The organism is Curtobacterium sp. 314Chir4.1 (assembly GCF_900215175.1).
Classification (GTDB): domain Bacteria; phylum Actinomycetota; class Actinomycetes; order Actinomycetales; family Microbacteriaceae; genus Curtobacterium; species Curtobacterium pusillum_A.
Genome location: NZ_OCMI01000001.1, coordinates 105,120 through 124,210 on the forward strand (window position 1 = coordinate 105,120; position 19,091 = coordinate 124,210).

A 19,091-nucleotide genomic window follows, 5' to 3' on the forward strand; every position below is an offset into this window, starting at 1 on the left:
TGACCAGGTACGCCCGATTCCACCAGGTACGCCCGATCCGACCAGGCCCGCCCGCCCCCGCGCCGCGCTACGCGATCTCGAAGACGTGGATCCCCGGGCCGTAGGCCGTGAAGACCTGGCCGGCTGGCCGGAGCCGCTCGTGGTCGCGGTGCTTCTCGCTCGACCACGCCAGGCGGTAGCCGAGCAGGTCCTCGCGCACGGGCAGGGTGATGTCCCGCGTGCGCCCGCTCCCGTGCACGACCACCAGCACGCGGTCGAACGGCTCGTGCTCCGGTGTCGACTCGACGAAGTACTGCAGGGCGCGGTGGATCGGCTGGTCCCAGCCCTCGATCGTCATCGGCTGCCCGTCCGGCCCGTACCAGGACATCCGCGAGGCTCCAGGGGTCTCCTGTCCCGCGACCCCGAAGCGCGTCGGCCGCAACGCAGGGTGCGCCGCGCGGAGCCGCGCCAGGGATGCGACTGCGGACGTCATGGCCTCGGCGTCCTCGTCGTCGGACCAGTCGACCGGGGTGAGGTCGTCCGACACCACGTACGCGTTGTTGTTCCCGTGCTGCGTTCGGCTGCGCTCGTCACCGGCGGTCAGCATGGGCACGCCCGCGGAGAGCATCAGGGTCGCTGCGAGGTTCCGCATCGACCGCCCGCGGGCCGCTCGGACCCCTCGGTCGGCGGTGTCGCCCTCGATCCCGTGGTTGAAGGAGCGGTTGTCGTTCGAGCCGTCGCGGTTCTCCTCGCCGTTCGCCTCGTTGTGCTTGCCGTCGTACGACACCAGGTCGAGCAGCGTGAAGCCGTCGTGGGCGGTGACGAAGTTGATGCCGGCGAGGGGCCCGCGTGCCGTGTCGAAGAGACTCCTCGATCCCGTCAACGCATCAGCCAGCCGGCCGATGCCGTGCGCCGGGGCGCCGTTCCGCCGTTCCTCGGCGATGTCGGTGAGCCAGAACTGCCGCACGGTGTTGCGGAAGCCGTCGTTCCACTCGCTCGTTCGGGTGCCGAACGAGCCGGTCTTCCAGCCGTCGGGTCCGACGTCCCAGGGCTCGGCGATGACGAGCGTGTCCTGCAGGTCCGGGTGGTTCCGGATCCGCTCGAGCAGCGGGTGCGCCGGGTCGAACACGTGGTTGCCGTCCCGGCCGAGGGCTGCCATCAGGTCGAAGCGGAACCCGTCGACCTGCACGTCCCGCGCCCAGTACCGCAGGCTGTCGACGATCAGGTCGGCCGTGGCCTCGACCGAGGTGTCCAGCGTGTTCCCGCATCCCGTGGTGTCGTAGTACGCCGCCGCATCGTCGTCCGGGAGGCCCGCCCACCGGTACCGGTTCGCCCCGTCGATGCCCCGTAGCGAACTCGTGGGGCCGCCGAGCCCCTCTTCGGCGGTGTGGTTGTACACGACGTCGAGCACGACCTGGATCCCGGCCGCGTGCAGCAGCCGGACCATGCCCTTGAACTCGCGGAGCACGGCTGACGCGCCCTCGGCCCGTGCACCGGGGGAGGCGTGGGCGGCGTGCGGCGCGAAGAAGCCGAGGGTGTTGTAGCCCCACGCGTTCTCGCGCCCGGCGTCGCGCAGCCATCGCTCGGTGTCGAAGGCGTGCACCGGCAGGAGTTCGAGCGTGGTCACGCCGATCCGGCGCAGGTGCGCGATGGTGCTCTCGTGCGCGACGCCGGCGTACGTGCCGCGCAGGTGCTCGGGGACGGCGGGGTTGGCGGCGGTCAGGGTCCGGACGTTCGCCTCGTACACGACGGCCCGGTCGAGCGGCGTCGTCGGCTTCACCACCCCGCCCCAGTCGAACGCGTCGTCGACCACCACACCCGTCCACCGCGAGGCCGTCCCGCGGGCGATCCCTCGGGCGTACGGGTCGAGCAGCGGTCGGGTGGGATCGAACGTGTGTCGCGGTCCCGTCGGGCCGTCGACGAGCAGGTGGTAGGTGTCGCCCGGCTCGACACCGGGGACCTCGCCGCTCCAGACGTCGCCGGACTGCGTCAACGGGACGGTCCCGCGGCCGTCGACCACGATCGACACGGCCGTCGCCGAGGCGGAGCGGACCGAGAACCGCGGGACACCTGCCCCCAGGGTGAACCCCTGGGTCTCGTCGATCACGGTCTCGCGCATGCCCACCAGGGTACGAGGACCCGCGGGTATCCTGGAAACGCTCGTTCAGGGGGTGCAGATGCCGGTCTACCTCGACCACGCCGCGACGACGCCGATCCTGCCGGAGGCGCTCGCCGCGTTCACGGCTGCGCTCGGCACCGTCGGCAACCCGTCGTCGATCCACAGCGCCGGCCAGCAGGCGAAGATGCTGCTCGAGGACGGCCGCGCCGCGGTCGCCGCCTCGCTCGACGCCGACCCGGTCGAGGTCGTGTTCACCTCCGGCGGCACCGAGAGCATCAACCTCGCGGTCAAGGGCATGTTCTGGGCGCGGCAGCAGGACCGACCGCGGCCCCGCATCATCGTGCCCGGCGGCGAGCACCACGCGACCGTCGACACGGTCGAGTGGCTCGAGCGCCACGAGGGCGCGGTCGTCGACGTGGTCCCGTTGGACGCGCAGGGTCGCGTGGACCTCGCCGGCCTGGAGGCACGACTCGCCGACGCCTCGGACGTCGCCCTGGTCACGTTCCTGTGGGCGAACAACGAGGTGGGCACCATCCAGCCCGTGTCACGGATCGTCGAGCTCGCGCACGCCGCGGGCGTGCCCGTGCACAGCGACGCGGTCGCCGCCTACGGCCAGGTCCCGGTGTCGTTCGCGGCCTCCGGCCTCGACGCGCTGAGCGTGTCCGCGCACAAGATCGGCGGCCCGGTGGGGATCGGCGCGCTGGTCCTCGGGCGGCGGGCCACGGTCGAGCCGCTCATCCACGGCGGCGGTCAGCAGCGCCAGGTGCGGAGCGGGACGCAGGACGCCCCGGCCGCCGCGTCCTTCGGGGTCGCGGCCGCGGTGCCGCACGCAGACGTCCGAGCGCTCCGGGACCGGCTCGTCGCCGGGGTCCGGGCCGCCGTGCCGTCCGCGGTGCTGATGGGCGACCCGGTCGACCGCCTGCCGGGCAACGCGCACTTCACGTTCCCGGGCTGCGAGGGGGACTCGCTGCTGTTCCTGCTCGACGCCGCCGGGGTCGCCGTGTCGACCGGGTCGGCGTGCCAGGCGGGCGTCCCCGAGGCGTCGCACGTGCTGCTCGCGATGGGGCTGTCGGAGCAGGACGCCCGCGGAGCACTGCGGATCACGCTCGGGCACACCACGACGGACGCCGACGTCGACGCGTTCCTGGCGGCACTGCCGGACGCGGTGGCGCGGGCCGGGGCCGCGGGGATGGCGTCGCGTGAACCGATCCTCGGGCGCTAGGCCCGGCGCCGTGTCCCTCCGCGTGTTCGCCGCCGTGCTGCTGGCCGTGCTCGTGGGCACGACGCTGTCGAGCTGCGCTGCCGGCCCGCGCGACGGCTTCCTCACGCTGTCCGGATCGGACGCGACCGAGCCACCGGCGTGCACGGTCGCCGCGCCGGTGCGTGTCGAGACCCTGGACGGGACGGACCTGCAGTCGTGCCTGCCGTCGGGCCAGGAGCTCGTGTTCCCGGACGGGTACCGCGAGATGCTCGGCGAGACCTCGGGCAGTTCCGCCAGCTCGCCCGGTGCGGGCTTCGCGTACCAGTGGGTGACCGTCGGCCGGTGGGGTCTCGTCGCCGCCCGGGCGTCCGACGACTGCTCGGACGTGCAGGAGTGGGGGCACCCGGAGGCGCTCCGACGTGTCCACGAGGCCTTCGGCGCTGACTGGGCCTGCGACGACACGGAGCCGTCCGACCGTGGCTGACCTCGACCGGCGACTCGTCGAGCTCTACGACGACGACAACCCCGACGGGCCGGACCACGACTTCTACCGCGCGCTCGCCGACGAGTCGGGAGCGGTTTCGATCATCGACCTGGGCTGCGGCACTGGCATCCTCACCGTGACCCTCGCCGGGCCGGACCGCCGGGTCGTCGGGATCGATCCATCGGCCACCATGCTCGACCACGCCCGTGGGCGGCCGGGTGCCGGGGCCGTGACGTGGGTCCACGGCGACAGCCGACAGATCTCGGGAACGTCGGCGGACCTCGCGGTCATGACGGGCAACGTCGCGCAGCACATCGACGACGAGGACTGGGCACGCACCCTGCGGGACCTGCGCGGGGCGCTCCGGCACGGCGGGACCCTGGCGTTCGAGAGCCGCAACCCGGCCGCCGAGGCCTGGCGCGGGTGGACCTCGACCGAACGGACCACCCGCGACACCGCGCACGGGCCGCTCGAAGAGTGGTCGCAGGCCGAGGAAGTCGCCCCGGGCGTCGTCCGGCTGGTCGCGTCCAACCGCTTCACCGACACCGACGAGACGATCGTCGAGACCGTGACGCTGCACTTCCGCACGCGGAGCGAGCTGGAGCGACAGCTCCACGCCGCGGGGTTCGCCGTGACGGCGGTGTTCGGCGACTGGCAGCGCGGCCCGGTCGTCGAATCGTCCGCCGTCCTGGTCGTCACCGCGGTTGCTCGGTGACCGGCGAGGCGGAGGCGAGTCGCGCCTCCAGGCGGTCAGCCGTGTCGGACGCGCGCCGGTAGGATCGGTGACCATGGTCGAACTGGACTTCACCGAGCAGATCTCCGCCCTCCGCGAGACCTTCGGCAACATTCGCTCGGTGGTCGACGTCGACCGCCTGCAGCGCGAGATCGCCGACCTCAGCGAGCAGGCCGGGGCCCAGGACCTCTGGGACGACGTCGAGCACGCGCAGCAGGTGACGAGCGCGCTCTCGCACCGGCAGTCGGAGCTGAAGAAGGTCACCGACACCGAGCGGCGCATCGACGACCTCGAGGTGCTGGTCGAGATGGCGAACGAGGCAGACGACCAGGAGTCCGCCGACGAGGCCGCGGCCGAGCTCAAGGCGATCCAGAAGACGATGGGCGACCTCGAGGTGCAGACGCTCCTCGACGGCGAGTACGACGACCGTCCCGCGGTCATCACGATCCGTGCAGGTGCCGGTGGCGTCGACGCCGCGGACTTCGCCGAGATGCTGCTGCGCATGTACCTCCGCTACGCCGAGCAGCACGGCTACAAGACGACCGTGATGGACACCTCCTACGCCGAGGAAGCGGGCATCAAGTCGGCCACGTTCGAGGTCGACGCGCCGCACGCGTTCGGCACGCTGTCCGTCGAGGCCGGCACGCACCGTCTCGTCCGGATGTCGCCGTTCGGCGCCGCGGGCAAGCGGCAGACGTCGTTCGCCGCGGTCGAGGTCATCCCGCTCATGCCGGAGACCGCCGTCATCGACATCCCGGAGAACGACATCCGCGTCGACGTCTTCCGTTCCTCCGGGCCCGGCGGCCAGTCGGTCAACACGACGGACTCCGCGGTCCGCCTGACGCACATCCCGACGGGCACCGTGGTCTCGATGCAGAACGAGAAGTCGCAGATCCAGAACCGTGCCGCCGCCATGCGCGTGCTGCAGTCGCGACTCCTGCTCCTGAAGAAGGAAGAGGAGAACGCGAAGAAGAAGGAGCTCGCCGGGAACATCACGGCGAGCTGGGGCGACCAGATCCGTTCCTACGTCCTCGCGCCGTACCAGATGGTGAAGGACCTCCGGAGCGAGCACGAGGTGAACAACCCCTCAGCCGTGTTCGACGGCGACCTCGACGGGTTCATCAACGCGGGCATCCGCTGGCGCAAGCAGTCGGTCGATTCCTGAGCCGCGCGCCTCGGTTGATTTCCTGGCGGGGCGACCTACCCTGATCCGGTCATGATCAAATTCGACCAGGTCACCAAGGTGTACTCGGGCAACCCGAGTCCCGCGCTCGACGCCATCTCCCTCGAGATCCTCAAGGGGGAGTTCGTCTTCCTCGTGGGCGCGTCCGGGTCCGGCAAGTCCAGCTTCCTCCGCCTCGTGCTGAAGGAGGAGAAGCCGTCGCGCGGGCAGATCCACGTGCTCGGGCAGCGTCTGGGCGCCCTGTCGTCGCGCAAGGTCCCGTACTTCCGCCGCAACCTCGGCGTGGTCTTCCAGGACTTCCGGCTCCTCCCGAACAAGAACGTCTTCGACAACGTCGCGTTCTCGCTGCAGGTGATCGGCAAGAGCAAGGGCTTCATCAGCGAAGCCGTCACCGACGTGCTCAAGCTCGTCGGCCTCGCCGGCAAGGCGACCCGCATGCCGCACGAGCTCTCCGGCGGTGAGCAGCAGCGTGTGGCCATCGCCCGCGCGGTGGTCAACAAGCCGGCGATCCTGCTCGCCGACGAGCCGACCGGAAACCTCGACCCGACGACCTCGGCTGGCATCATGGCGCTCCTCGAACGCATCAACCAGGGAGGCACCACCGTGCTCATGGCGACCCACGACGCCAGCATCGTGAACCAGATGCAGCGCCGCGTCATCGAGCTCTCGAACGGGACGATCCTGCGCGACGAGCAGTCGGGTGGCTACCAGACCCAGGCGGTGCCGATCCAGCGCGGCGGCGGCGTCTCGAACACCACCGGCATCCAGACCATCCCGGGGATCATCCGATGAGGCTCGGGCTCGTCATGTCCGAGGTCGGCTCGGGCCTGCGGCGCAACGCGTCCATGGTCGTGTCGGTCGTCCTCGTGACCTTCATCTCACTGACGTTCGTCGGCACGGCGATCCTGCTCCAGATGCAGATCAACCAGATGAAGGGGTACTGGTACGACCGGGCCCAGGTCGCGGTCTACCTCTGCACCGACACGGACACCACCGGCAACTGCACCGGCGCCAAGGCCACCGACGACCAGCGGCAGCAGGTGCAGGCACAGCTCGACTCCTCGACCCTCAAGCCGTACATCGAGAAGACGTACTACGAGGACCAGGACCAGGCCTACGACCGCTTCAAGCAGCAGTTCAAGGACTCGCCCGCCACGGAGTTCGTGAAGCCCGAGTACCTCAACGAGACCTTCTGGGTGAACCTGAAGAACCCGTCCCAGGCGGACGTGCTCGTCGAGAGCCTGTCGAAGGTCGCCGGCGTGCAGAGCGTCGTGGACCAGCGCGGGTACCTGCAACCGATCTTCAACCTGCTCAACGCGTCGTCGTACACCGCGATCGGCATCGCGTCGCTGATGCTCATCGCGGCCGTCCTGCTCATCGCGACGACGATCCGGTTGTCGGCGTTCAGTCGACGGCGGGAGCTCGGCATCATGCGCCTGGTCGGTGCGTCGAACCGGTTCATCCAGACACCGTTCGTGCTCGAGGGGGTGATCGCCGCGGCCATCGGGGCGGTCCTCGCGGGTGGGGCGATCGTCGCCGTGGTGTGGTTCTTCGTCCGGAACTACCTGGCGCAGCGGTTCTCCGGGACGGCGTTCATCGGGATGGGGGACGCGGCCGTCGTGGTCCCGGCGGTGATCGTCATCGGCATCGTCTTGGCGGGGCTGTCCGCCTTCGTCGCGATCCGCCGGTACCTCAAGGTCTGACGCGCGGTCGGGGTGCGGCGCGCCGGGAAGGTGCGCCGCATCCCGTGCGTTCGGTAGTCTGTAGGGCTGCACATCCGCAGCGACCGACCGGGAGGAGACACGCATGGCGAAGGAACGCGGCGAGAAGATCGTGGCGACGAACCGTCGTGCGCGCCACGACTACCTGATCGAGGACACGTACGAGGCCGGCATGGTCCTGTCCGGCACCGAGGTGAAGTCCCTCCGTGAGGGACGTGCATCGCTCGTCGACGGCTACGCCTTCATCGACGGTGGCGAAGCCTGGCTCGACGCCGTGCACATCCCCGAGTACACCGAGGGCACGTGGAACAACCACGCGCCGCGGCGGAAGCGGAAGCTGCTCCTCCACAAGCAGCAGATCGTGAAGATCTCGCACAAGACGGCCCAGGGTGGCTACACGCTCGTGCCGCTGCAGATCTACTTCCACGACGGTCGGGCCAAGGTGGAGATCGCGATCGCGAAGGGCAAGCGCGAGTTCGACAAGCGCCAGGCTCTGCGCGAGAAGACCGACAAGCGCGAGGCCGAGCGGGCCATGCGAACCCGGAACCGCGTCGGCGAGTAGCGCTGGCGTGTCCGGCCTCGGTCGGCTAGACTGAGACACTGCTCCTCGCGGGGCAGGGCAACAAGCACCATGGCAACTCAACAGCGTGACAGCGGCTCGCGCGTCCGGCCCGCATGGGGATGATCGGTTTCGACATTGCCTGTGTGCCGACGGGAAGCGGGCCGAGGACCCACGGTTATCTCGTTAACGATCCGTGGAAAACAACAAGTGCCAATTCCAAGCGCACTGACTTCGCTCTCGCTGCGTAAGCAGCCCAGCACATGAAGTCCGTCGGCCAGGTGATCGTCTTCTAACCTGAGTTCCGGCGTCATCCAGAGGACTTGCTGCACGGTTGCGCCTCAGGGCCGTGCGGGACTTGCACTGAGACTGGGCCCGTCGTCCTAGAAGCCGGTAGCAAAGGACGGGGCCGAGCAGAACGAACCATCCGGATACGCCCGTAGAAGACGTCGAATTGCAGCGATGGACGGGGGTTCGATTCCCCCCATCTCCACCATTCGCCGAACGCCGAGCCGCTGTCACGCTGCTGCCACACCGAACGCCCCGATGCCGTCCCTGGACGGTCTCGGGGCGTTCGCTGTCTCGCCACCCATGGGGACTACGATCCGGGTCAGGCGCGGGAACTCGCCCGCACCGATCCCGAACGAGAGGTCCACGCGTGGTGCAGGAGATCGCGATCCGAGTCCGTCTGCGAGAGCAGGAACGAGTGGTGCTCGCCGACTACGAACGTGCGGTCGCCTCGGTCGCGACCGTCGCCGCGTTGGCCGCGTGGCTGCCGACGCCGGACGCCCGGTTGGTCATCCGCGGGCGCGGGGCCGAGCCGGTCCGCCTCGAGACGGTGACCTACGGGTCCGTGATCGAGATGCTCGTCGTGCTCGACCAGCGGTCGGCCGCGGTGGAGCGGGGAGCCGCGGCGATCGCTGCGCTCGTCGAGTCGGTGCGGCACGAGCACGTCGAGGACGACGTCGCCGGGGTCGCCGGTGAGCTCGACCGCCTGGACCGTTCGGCGCCGCGCGGGCGTTCGGTGGTGGAGCGGACGCTGCGGGCGTTCCTCGAGGGCGCACGGGCCGACGTCCTCGCCAGGAAGACCACGACCCGCGTCCGGGCTGCGCAGGCGCTCCTGCGCCTCGCCGAGGACGGGGCGTCGCTCGTCGTCGAGCGGGTGGACGACGCCCTCGCCCCGGTGGTCGAGGAGCACGCGGTCGACGTGCTCGCCGACACAGGCAGCGCCGTGGTCGTCGAGCCCGTGGACGGCATCGAGTCGCCGGAGCAGGAGCAGGAGCCGGAGTCGGAGTCGGAGCCGCAGTCGAAGAAGGCGGACAAGAAGAAGAGCAAGAAGGACGACGGCAAGAAGCACAAGAAGGACGACGGCAAGAAGCACAAGAAGGACGACGGCAAGAAGCACAAGAAGGGCGACAAGAAGCAGTCCAAGAAGGACGACGGCAAGAAGAAGGCGAAGAAGCAGTAGCCTGAGTGCTTGTACAGCACATTTGTTTCGATTGTGTTAAACAATCCGGCGAAAGTGCTGTCACGGTGCCAGAGTCGATGAGCGCGGCCCCCGTCCGCGGGACCGCGCCCATCGACAGGAGCAACAGTGGCTACAACGACACAGGCGCTGCCGGACTCCGGCCTCAAGCGCAACGTCGGCTTCATCGGGCTCATCTGGGCCTCGACGGGGTCGATCATCGGCTCCGGCTGGCTCTTCGGCTCGCAGGAAGCCCTCAAGACCGCCGGACCTGCCGCGATCATCTCGTGGCTCATCGGCGGCGTGGCGATCCTCGTCCTCGCCCTCGTGCACGCCGAACTCGGCGGCATGTTCCCGATCGCGGGTGGAACAGCGCGGTTCCCCCACATCGCGTTCGGCGGCGTCGCCGGAGCCTCTTTCGGGTGGTTCTCGTGGCTGCAGTCCGTGACGGTCGCCCCGATCGAGGTCGAGGCGATGATCAAGTACGCGCAGCACTGGGAGTTCGCCCACCCGTGGCTGCACACGACGACCGTCGACGGTGAGACGCAGCAGCTGCTGACCGGGGCGGGCATCGCCGTCGCGGTGGTGCTCATGGCCGTCGTGACCGTGATCAACATGCTCAGCGTGAAGATCCTCGCGAACACGAACTCCGCGGCGACGTGGTGGAAGGTCGCGATCCCCCTGCTCGTCATCATCGTGCTGGCGTTCAGCGGGTTCCACGGCTCGAACTTCACGGCAGCGGACGGCTTCATGCCCGAGGGTGCGAAGGGCATCCTCGCCGCGGTGTCCACGTCGGGCATCATCTTCGCGTTCCTCGGCTTCGAGCAGGCGGACCAGCTCGCCGGTGAGGCCAAGAACCCGAAGCGCGACATCCCGCGCGCGGTCATCGGGTCGGTGCTCATCGGGCTCGTGATCTACCTGCTGCTCCAGGTCGTCTTCCTCGGCGTCCTGCGCTCCGACGCGATCCAGGGCTCGTGGGCGACCGCGGACTTCACGAAGTACACCGGTCCGTTCGCCGACATCGCGATGGCGGCCGGCATCACCTGGCTGGCCGTGATCATCTTCATCGACGCGATCATCTCGCCCGCCGGCACCGGCCTGATCTACGTGACGGCGACGAGCCGCATCTCGTACGGGCTGAGCCGGAACGGCTACTTTCCGAAGGCGTTCGAGTGGACGACGAAGCAGGGTGTGCCCTGGGTCGGCCTCATCGTGGCGTTCGTCGTGGGGTGCGCGTGCTTCGCACCGTTCCCCTCGTGGCAGGGGCTCGTCAGCCTCATCACGAGTGCGTCGGTCCTGATGTACGCGGGCGCTCCGCTGGCACTCGGTGCCTTCCGGAAGCGCATCCCGGAGATCGAGCGGCCCTACCGGATGCCCGCGGCGACGGTGCTGTCGCCGATCGCGTTCATCGTCGCGAACCTCATCATCCTCTGGACCGGGTGGGACACCGACTGGAAGCTCGGCGTCGCGATCCTCATCGGTGCCGTGGTGATCGTCCTGAACAACGTGTTCCGCGGCGCCTCGAGCGTCCGGCCGCGTTGGGACTGGAAGGCGGCGCAGTGGCTGCTGCCCTACCTGATCGGCATGGGCCTCATCGTGTTCCTCAGCGACTTCGGCCCGCTGACGCGCCCGGTGTTCCCGCTGTGGATCGACATCGTCGTGGTCGCGGTGTTCTCACTGGTGATCTACTACTGGGCGATCAACTCCGCCTCGGACCGCGAGGAGATCCTCCGGACGGCTGAGGACGTCCGTGACGTCGAGGAGAGCGGCGTCGTCGAGCCGGTCCACCACTAGAAGTCGAACAGGTTCTGCCGGATGCCTCCGGCGCCGTACTCCCGTCGCAGGAGCCCACGGCGCCGGAGCACCGGCACGAGGTCGCCGAACATCCGGTAGACCTGCGCCGGGTGCAGGTCGCCGGAGAAGATGATCCCGTCGTTGTCCGCGTCCGCGCCGAGCTCCTCGATGAAGTCGGCGAACTCGTCGGCGGTCCCCACGAACCCCTCGCGAGCTGACACCCGACCCTTGCGCGCCTTGCGTTCCAGCAGCGATCGCAGCGGCGCGTCCGGGGTGTCGCCGACGAGACCGCGGACCGTGCCGGCGGAGACGTGGTCGCCGAACGTCCCGGCGGGGATCGGCGCGTCGAGGTCGAGCGCGAGCAGGTCCGTCTCGGAGTCGCTCGACCACGCGATCGCCGCGGTGCGCAGGTCGTCGTCGGACGGGTGCGTCGACGCGGACACGATCCGGTCGGCCTCCTCGGGGGAGGACACGATCTCGGGCTTGAGGACGAACAGGATCCGCAGGGAGTCCGCGGAACGCCCGGCGAGGGCCGCGGCGGAGACCACTCGATCGCGGTAGTCCCGCACGGCGGATGCCGACAGCGGGGCGAGCGCCAGCTGCACGTCCGAGTGGGTCCCGGCGAACGCCAGCCCGCGCCCGGAGCCACCGGGGGAGACGACCACGGGATCCGGGTCGAGTGGCAGCGCGTTGAGCGGCCCGTCCGCGGTGAAGTACTCGCCCTCATGGTGGAACGCGTCGAGCGCGTCCCCGTTCGCGAAGCTCCAGTCCGAGCGGTCGCCGACGTACCCGTCCGAGCCCCACGAGCGCCAGAGCCGACGCAGCAGCCCGATCCACTCCTCGGCGCGGTCGTACGCCTGGTCGTGGGGCAGCGGTGACAGCCCCGCGTGCCGGGCGCTCCCGGTGTCCGTCACCACGTTGATGCCGAGGCGGGACCCGGACAGGTGCGCGAGCGTGGCGAACTGCCGCGCGGCGAGGTAGGGCGGCGTGAACCCGGCGTTCACGGTCGGGGCGATGCCGATGTGCGACGTCGCGGCGAACAGGTACGGCGCCAGCAGCAACGGGTCGTGCTTCGGCCCGCCGTACGCCTGTCGGATGCGCAGGTCGAGCGTCGACGGGTTGCCGAGCGAGATCGCGTCCTCGGCGATGACGAGGTCCATGCCCGCCTGCTCGAGGGCGCGGACGGACTGCTGGTACAACTCGGGCTTCGTCCAGTCGTGTCCCCAGTCCCAGTCGGACCGGCCCCATGCCTGCGGACCGAACCCGCGCGAGAAGAAGTACCCGAAGTGCTGCAGTCCGGCCATTGCCTAGAGTTCCTCCGCGATCACGTGGTTTCCGGGGACGGCGTGTTCCAGGGAGGCGAGTTCCGCGTCGGAGCCGACCCGCGCCTCCAGGCCGACAGCGCCGACAGCGCCGACAGCGCCGAGCGCGCCGAGCGCGCCGAGCGCGCCGACAGCGCCGGCGCCGTCGGCGCTGACACCCGCACCGCGCAACGCGGCGAACCCACGCGACAGGTCCCGGACCAGGTCCGCAACGTCCTCGATCCCCACCGACAGCCGGATCAGACCGTCGTCGATGCCCTGGTCGGCGCGCTCCTGGGGCGTCTTGCCGGCGTGCGTCGTCGTGGCGGGGTGCAGGATCAGCGAGCGGACGTCACCGAGGTGGGTCATCCGGCTGAACAGCTGCACGCTGTCGATGAAGGTGCGCGCGGCGGCCTCGCCGCCGTCGAGCGTGAACGCGAAGACGGAGCCGGCACCGCGCGGCAGGTAGCGCTGGGCGAGGTCGTGGAACGGACTGGAGGCGAGACCCGCGTAGTCGACGCTCGTCACCTCCGGCTGCTGCTCCAGGAAGGACGCGACGGCCAGCGCGTTCGCGCTGTGGCGCTCGACGCGCAGCGACAGGGTCTCGATGCCCTGCCGGAGCAGGAACGAGTTGAACGGCGACGGCGTCGGGCCGATGCGGGAGGCGACGACGTCACGGGCGAAGACGATGAAGGCCCGGCTGCCGTAGCGGTCGACGTAGCTCTCGCCGCCGAGCGACCGTTCGGGGCTGGTCAGGTGCACCCACCGCTCGGGGGAGGCGGACCAGTCGAACGTGCCGCCGTCGACGACCACGCCGCCGAGGCCCGCCCCGTGGCCGGAGAGGAACTTCGACGCGGAGTGCACGACGACGTCGGCGCCGTGCTCGAACGGACGGACCAGGTACGGGGTCGCCAGGGTGTTGTCGACGATGAGCGGCACCCCGGCACGGTGCGCGGTGTCGGCGACGCCGGTGATGTCGAGCACGTCGTTCTTCGGGTTCGGGATGGTCTCGGCGAAGAACGCCTTCGTGTTCGGGCGGACCTGCCGTGCCCACTCGTCGAGGTCGCGCTGGTCGGCGACGAAGTCCACCTCGATGCCGAGACGACCGAGGTTCTGCACGAGCAGCCCCTTCGTGCCCTCGTAGATGCTGCGCGCCGCGACGACGTGGTCACCGGCCTGCAGGATGCCGAGGAACGCGATGGTCGCGGCTGCCTGCCCGCTGCCGACGAGGATCGACTCGACGCCGCGCTCGAGGAGGGCGATGCGTCGCTCGACGTCCGCGTTCGTGGGGTTCCCGAGGCGGGTGTAGGTGTAGCCGTCGTCCGTGCCGGCGAAGCGGTCCCGGGCCTGGTCGAAGTCGTCGAACAGGAAGCCGGAGGACATGTGGATCGCGGGGACCCTCGCACCGTGGCCGGCGTCGGGCTGGAATCCGCCGTGCACCTGCTCGGTCGCGAAACCGTGCGCCTCGTCCGTCATCGGTCTACCTCCTGCCGTGGTCGTCCGGGTACTCTCGCAGGCCTTGCCCGGCAGCCGTCGATTTGCGGCCTCCCGTTACGGTGGGGGCATGGTGGACGAAGACGCGACCCTGGTCATCCGCGACGTGCGACCGTGGGGAGGCGAGCGCGCCGACGTGGTCGTCGCCGGCTCCCGCATCGCCGCGGTCACCCCGCCGGGAGCGGTGCCGACGGGCAGCGCCTCCCTCGGCGGCGCGACCGAGGTGCAGGGCCGCGGGCAGGTCGCGCTCCCCGGCCTGGTCAACACGCACGCCCACGTGGACAAGAGCTGGTGGGGCCACCCGTGGGAGTCCTACGGCGGCGAGGGCGGGACCCAAGGGCGCATCGCCCACGAGCGTGCCCGTCGTGACGCGCTCGGCATCCCCGGCGAGGCAGTCGCCACACGGGTCCTGCGCGAGTCCCTCCGCACCGGCACGACCAGGGTGCGGACCCACGTCGACGTCGACCTCGGGGTGGGGCTCCGTGGCATCGAGGCCGTCCGCGCCGCCGGTGCCGCGCTCGACGACGCGATCGAGCTGTCCATCGTGGCGTTCCCGCAGGACGGTGTGCTCCGACGTCCGGGCGTCCTCGACCTGCTCCGGCAGGCGGCGGTCGCCGGAGTCGAGCACATCGGCGGCCTCGACCCGTCGCTCATCGACCGCGACCCCGTCGGGCAGCTCGACGGCCTGTTCGACATCGCCGCGGACACCGGGTGCGGGATCGACGTCCACCTGCACGAGCCCGCCGACCTCGGGGCGTTCTCGTTCGACCTGATCCTCGACCGCGTCGAGCGGCTCGGCATCGCACCGGGCAGGGTGAACGTCGCGCACGGCTTCGCGATCGTCGACGTCGACCCCGTCCGACGCCGCGACCTCCTCGCCCGGATGGCCGGGCTCGGGGTCACGATGACCACGGTTGCCCCGGTCCGCATGAAGCAGCTGCCGTTGCACGAGTTCGACGAGGCCGGCGTGCGGTTCGGCTTCGGCACGGACGGCATCCGCGACCTGTGGAGCCCCTACGGCGACGGCGATGTGCTCGGCATCGCGTGGCAGTACGCCCGCGCCGGCGGCGTGGTCCGGGACGAGGACCTGGTGCGGGTGCTCGAGATCGCGTCGCGCGACGGCGCCCGGTTCGTCACCGACGAGGAGCACGACATCGTCGCCGGTGCGCGCGCGGACGTCGTCCTGGTCGACGCGGAGAACCCGATGGACGCGCTGGTGCGCCGCGTGCCGCGGTCGCTCGTGGTGGCCGGTGGCCGGGTCTTCGACCCCGCGGAGCTGGCGCAGCACCCCTGGGAGTAGCGCGGCCGGCGGTGCGCGGCCCTCGGTCGCCGCGTTCGTCGCGTTCGTCGCGGTTCGCGCGGCTGCCGCGACATCGCACCGGTCGATGGACGCGCGCAACGTCGGAAGGTGCGCACGCATCGGACTGGAGGCGCGGGTCGGCGCCGCCACGCGCCTCCCGTCCGGTGTCAGTCGCGCTGGGCGAGGACCGCGACCACCGCGGCCAGGCGTGTGGGCAGCCCCGGCGCGAGGCCCTCGGGCAGGGCGTCGAGGGCGAACCAGCGGACGTCGTCGCTCTCGTCGCTGACGGTGGTCGTCCGAGCGGGATCGACCACGGCGACGAAGCCGACGTCCCAGTGCGCTGCGCAGGCGAAGCCCCCGTGCAGGTCGTGGCGGTCGAGGTCGGCGATGCTCTCGTCGAGCAGGTCGAGGTCGGCGATGCCGGACTCCTCGCGGGCCTCGCGGCAGGCTGCGTCGGCGAGCGACCGGTCACCGGGTTCGAGGTGGCCGCCGAACTGCACCCAGAACCGACCCTTGCGGTGCAGGCACAGCAGCACGCTCTCGAGGTCGGGCGAGAACACGAAGCACGACGCGGTGAGGTGCTCGGGCCCGCCGTCGCGTCGGAGTGCCGCGTCGCCGTGGGCTCGCACGAAGGCCTCGAACGGGTCTCGGTGCGGGGCGGTGGTCGCGGCGAGGGCGGTGGTCACGTCGTCGAGGTGCACGGCGTCATCCTCGCAGGGTTGCCAGGGGGAGTCGCACGCATCGTTCGACACCGCACGCGTCGTTCGACTCGCGTGATGTCGCCCATGCGCGTGCACACGGTGCGCACGCATCGTTCGACACCGCACGCGTCGATCGACTCGCGCGATGTCGCAAAGTGCGCGCGCACGGGATGAGAGGCCCGCGGCTGTGGGGCGGTGCGACCGTGTCGACGTCGTACGACATCGGAGTCGTCGTTCGCGCGCGTGTGCAACTGTTGCGCGCGCCACGGTGCGACAGTGTCGACGTCGTACGACAGCGGAGTCGTCGTTCCGAGTCGGATGCGGCACCACCACGCCACCCCCGGCCCGCGTCAGAACAGCGCCCGGACACCAGCCTCGACCGTCGCCCAGACCTCGAGCAGCGGGCCGCGCGCGAGCCACACCGCCACGGCGTTCACCGCGACGAACAGCACGAACCAGACACCGGCCGGCACCCGCATCTCCGCCGCCGCGATGTGGAAGTCGGTCTGCACCCGTGCCCCGGTGAGCAGCCACCGGGCGACCTGCACCACCGATCGCAGGCCGTCCACCACGAAGAACGCCCCGACGGCGGCGACGACCAGCACGGTGGTCTCCGACGGGCGCAGGGCGACCCAGAGTGCGAGCGCGTCGAAACCGAGCACCACGAGGATCCCGAACCAGTTCCGGACGAAGGCCAGCGCCACCAACCCGACGACGCCGAGCACGACGACGGGCAGCCACCGCGACCCGTGCAGCACCCCGGTGACGAGCAGCACGCCGGCCCAGAGCGGTGCGCTGTAGCCGGCGTACAGGTTGACGATCCGGACGAGCCAACGGATCCCGCCGGGCACTCGGCCGAGCTGCACCCAGGCCTCGCCGGATCCGTCCGCGTGCAGCTCGATCCGCTGGATCCTGCCGCCGAACGGCACGACGACGACCGCGTGACCGACCTCGTGCGCGACGGTCGCGGCGATGCGGGCCACCCGTCCGACGAAGGGCACGAACGGCAGGACGGCGCCGACGAGGAGCGCGACGAAGACGAGGGGCGGGGCTGCGGTGGTCAAGGCACCAGGATCGCAGCCCCGCCCAGGAGGAAGCCGAACGGGGTCAAGCGACCAACGACGGCACCAGCGACGGCACCACCGCCACCGCGATCACGACGATCGTGGCGACGATGGCGAGTGCCGTGAGGACGGCGAGGAACACCGTCAGCCGGTTCATGCGCGTGTGCTTGGCTATTCGACCGTCACCGACTTGGCGAGGTTCCTCGGCTTGTCCACGTCGCAGCCGAGCTGGAGCGCGAGTTCGCGGGCGAGCATCTGCAGCGGGACGACGGCCTCGAGCGGCCCCCACGGCGCGGTCGCGCGTCCCCAGGCGAGGTCGCCGGACGTCCGGGGCGTGAGCGCCGGGATGTCCGATCCCTCGCCGCCGATCGTGATGACGAACCCGCCGCGGGCACGGACCTCGGCGATGTTCGCCTGCAGCCGGTGGTCGCCGTGGTCGATCACGACGACGGGGGTGCCCTCGTCGACGAGCGCGAGCGGCCCGTGCTTGAGCTCGCCCGCCGGGTAGGCCTCGGCCCACCGGTAGCTGAGCTCCTTGAGCTTGAGGGCGCCCTCGGCGGCGTACGGCAGACCGGCACCGCGGCCGAGGAACAGGAACCCGGTGGCGTCCTGCACGCTCGACACGAGCAACGGGATGCGGTCGGCGGCGATCGCGGCGGCGTGGTCGATGCGCGCGGGCAGGTCGGTGAGCTCCGCGACGAGTGCCGAGGCGCGTGCGGTGTCGATCCGGCCGGAGGCCACGAGCGCGGAGATCACCGCGGCGACGCCGACGACGACCTGCGCCGTGAACGTCTTCGTGGCGGCGACGCCGATCTCCGGGCCGGCGTGGCAGTCCAGCACCGCGTCGGCACGACGGGCGAGCGAGGAGTGCACGTTGTTCGTGAGCGCGAGCACCGGGTGCCGGTCCTCGAACCGGTCGAGGGCGCGGAGCACGTCGGCGGTCTCGCCGGACTGGCTGATCGCGACGACGAGGGTGCCGGAGCCGAGAACGGCCTGGTCGGCCTCGCTCGCGACGACGATGTCGGTCGGGACGCCGCCGATGCCGCGCAGCGCGGTCGCGATCACCTGCCCGGCGTTGAGGGAGGTCCCGCACGCGACGATGGCGAGCCGGTGGAACCCGGGGAGTCCGAGCCCGACCCACATGCTGCCGTCGGCCGCCCGGCGGGCGACGCGGTCGAGGATCGAGGCCACCACGGCGGGCTGCTCCTCGATCTCCTTCGCCATGTGGTCCGGGTGGTCGCCCAGGTCGAGCGCGGTCGCGGCGAACGGCGACGGCGTCGGGAAGGGCACCGGCACCGCGATGCCGTCGGACGACCAGGTCCAGGCCTCGCCGAGCTCGACGACGTCACCGTCGCGGAGCGCCACGAACGTCTCGCACCACTCCGCGATCGCGCCGATGTCGCTCGCCACGAAGTCGCCGCGGGCGGAGCGGGCGACGACGAGCGGGGAGCGCTGCGCGGCGACGACCATGCGGCCGTCCCGGGCGTCGAGCACGACGATCGCCCAGGAGCCCTCGAGCTGCGCGGTCGCGATCTGCACGGCGAGCATGAGGTCCGGGTCGACGGCGAGCGCTCGTTCGACGAGGTGCGAGATGACCTCGGAGTCGACGTCGGAGGAGAACACGTGCCCCTGCGCCTCCAGGGTCGCTCGAAGCCGGTCGGCGTTCTCGACGATGCCGTTGTGGACGATGCTGATCCGACCGGTGCAGTCGGCGTGCGGGTGGGCGTTCGCCTCGCGGACCACCCCGTGGGTCGCCCACCGGGTGTGCCCGATCCCGACGCCGGTCAGGGCGTCGCCGGACCGTGCGGACACCAGCGTCCGGAGGTCACCGACGCGGGAGACGGAGCGGATCGTCTCGGTCCGACCGGAGGCAGTGCGGACCGCGATCCCGGCGGAGTCGTAGCCGCGGTACTCGAGGCGTTCGAGGCCGTCGAGCAGGTAGGGCGTCGCGTCGTCGGAGACGCGGGCCGCGATGATGCCGCACATCTGGTGT

The 19,091-nt window shown here is 70.8% G+C and carries 16 protein-coding genes and 1 other RNA gene; 11 read left to right on the forward strand and 6 right to left on the reverse strand.

From position 1 onward, the window contains the following. Nucleotides 1–67: 67 nt before the first annotated feature. Entirely contained in the window at nucleotides 68–2,098 is a 2,031-nt protein-coding gene (locus CRP27_RS00475; RefSeq protein ID WP_097178863.1) for a glycogen-debranching protein, read from the reverse strand. Between the two features lie 58 nt (nucleotides 2,099–2,156). Between CRP27_RS00475 and CRP27_RS00480 the strand changes: the two genes are divergently transcribed. The 10 genes from CRP27_RS00480 to CRP27_RS00525 all read left to right on the forward strand — a co-directional run bounded on the left by CRP27_RS00480 (nucleotide 2,157) and on the right by CRP27_RS00525 (nucleotide 11,238). Then, complete coding sequence (locus CRP27_RS00480; protein WP_097179569.1) at nucleotides 2,157–3,320, forward strand: cysteine desulfurase family protein; 1,164 nt, start codon at nucleotides 2,157–2,159, stop codon at nucleotides 3,318–3,320. Nucleotides 3,321–3,330: 10 nt separating this feature from the next. Next, nucleotides 3,331–3,783 (forward strand): hypothetical protein, encoded by a 453-nt coding sequence (locus CRP27_RS00485; protein ID WP_097178864.1) that lies wholly within the window; start codon nucleotides 3,331–3,333, stop codon nucleotides 3,781–3,783. Next, the gene (locus CRP27_RS00490; protein WP_097178865.1) at nucleotides 3,776–4,498 is read left to right on the forward strand and encodes a trans-aconitate 2-methyltransferase; all 723 of its coding nucleotides are present in this window, start codon (nucleotides 3,776–3,778) and stop codon (nucleotides 4,496–4,498) included. Before CRP27_RS00485 ends, CRP27_RS00490 begins: the two co-directional genes overlap by 8 nt. Nucleotides 4,499–4,571: 73 nt before the next feature. Beyond that, a complete protein-coding gene (prfB, locus tag CRP27_RS00495; RefSeq protein WP_097178866.1) occupies nucleotides 4,572–5,681 on the forward strand; it encodes a peptide chain release factor 2 in 1,110 nt (369 codons plus the stop codon). A gap of 51 nt (nucleotides 5,682–5,732) precedes the next feature. Then, nucleotides 5,733–6,491 carry a cell division ATP-binding protein FtsE gene (gene ftsE / locus CRP27_RS00500; RefSeq protein WP_079236310.1) on the forward strand — a complete coding sequence of 253 codons (759 nt, stop codon included), beginning with the start codon at nucleotides 5,733–5,735 and terminating at the stop codon, nucleotides 6,489–6,491. Beyond that, nucleotides 6,488–7,402 (forward strand): permease-like cell division protein FtsX, encoded by a 915-nt coding sequence (gene ftsX, locus CRP27_RS00505; protein WP_079236309.1) that lies wholly within the window; start codon nucleotides 6,488–6,490, stop codon nucleotides 7,400–7,402. Before ftsE ends, ftsX begins: the two co-directional genes overlap by 4 nt. 103 nt (nucleotides 7,403–7,505) lie before the next feature. Continuing rightward, complete coding sequence (gene smpB, locus CRP27_RS00510; RefSeq protein WP_079236308.1) at nucleotides 7,506–7,982, forward strand: SsrA-binding protein SmpB; 477 nt, start codon at nucleotides 7,506–7,508, stop codon at nucleotides 7,980–7,982. A 115-nt stretch (nucleotides 7,983–8,097) separates the two neighbouring features. Next, nucleotides 8,098–8,475, forward strand: a transfer-messenger RNA (tmRNA) gene (ssrA, locus tag CRP27_RS00515). Between the two features lie 162 nt (nucleotides 8,476–8,637). After that, entirely contained in the window at nucleotides 8,638–9,447 is an 810-nt protein-coding gene (locus CRP27_RS00520; protein ID WP_097178867.1) for a hypothetical protein, read from the forward strand. A gap of 126 nt (nucleotides 9,448–9,573) precedes the next feature. Continuing rightward, nucleotides 9,574–11,238 (forward strand): APC family permease, encoded by a 1,665-nt coding sequence (locus CRP27_RS00525; RefSeq protein ID WP_217990672.1) that lies wholly within the window; start codon nucleotides 9,574–9,576, stop codon nucleotides 11,236–11,238. On the opposite strand, the gene CRP27_RS00530 is transcribed toward CRP27_RS00525, so the two are convergent. After that, nucleotides 11,235–12,542 (reverse strand): LLM class flavin-dependent oxidoreductase, encoded by a 1,308-nt coding sequence (locus tag CRP27_RS00530; RefSeq protein ID WP_097178868.1) that lies wholly within the window; start codon nucleotides 12,540–12,542, stop codon nucleotides 11,235–11,237. The two genes, CRP27_RS00525 and CRP27_RS00530, sit on opposite strands and share 4 nt — an antisense overlap. A 3-nt stretch (nucleotides 12,543–12,545) precedes the next feature. After that, a complete protein-coding gene (locus CRP27_RS00535) occupies nucleotides 12,546–14,015 on the reverse strand; it encodes an O-acetylhomoserine aminocarboxypropyltransferase/cysteine synthase family protein (RefSeq protein ID WP_097178869.1) in 1,470 nt (489 codons plus the stop codon). An 88-nt stretch (nucleotides 14,016–14,103) separates the two neighbouring features. Between CRP27_RS00535 and CRP27_RS00540 the strand changes: the two genes are divergently transcribed. After that, entirely contained in the window at nucleotides 14,104–15,333 is a 1,230-nt protein-coding gene (locus tag CRP27_RS00540) for an amidohydrolase family protein (protein ID WP_097178870.1), read from the forward strand. A 167-nt stretch (nucleotides 15,334–15,500) separates the two neighbouring features. Here the strand turns inward: CRP27_RS00540 and CRP27_RS00545 are convergent, their stop codons facing one another. From CRP27_RS00545 to glmS, 3 genes are all read right to left on the reverse strand, one after another. Then, on the reverse strand, nucleotides 15,501–16,034 hold the full coding sequence (locus CRP27_RS00545; RefSeq protein ID WP_097179571.1) for an NUDIX hydrolase: 534 nt from the start codon (nucleotides 16,032–16,034) through the stop codon (nucleotides 15,501–15,503). A 350-nt stretch (nucleotides 16,035–16,384) separates the two neighbouring features. Continuing rightward, the gene (locus CRP27_RS00550) at nucleotides 16,385–17,098 is read right to left on the reverse strand and encodes a M50 family metallopeptidase (RefSeq protein ID WP_097178871.1); all 714 of its coding nucleotides are present in this window, start codon (nucleotides 17,096–17,098) and stop codon (nucleotides 16,385–16,387) included. A gap of 171 nt (nucleotides 17,099–17,269) precedes the next feature. Continuing rightward, on the reverse strand, nucleotides 17,270–19,084 hold the full coding sequence (gene glmS / locus CRP27_RS00555) for a glutamine--fructose-6-phosphate transaminase (isomerizing) (protein ID WP_097178872.1): 1,815 nt from the start codon (nucleotides 19,082–19,084) through the stop codon (nucleotides 17,270–17,272). Between the last annotated feature and the right edge of the window lie 7 nt (nucleotides 19,085–19,091).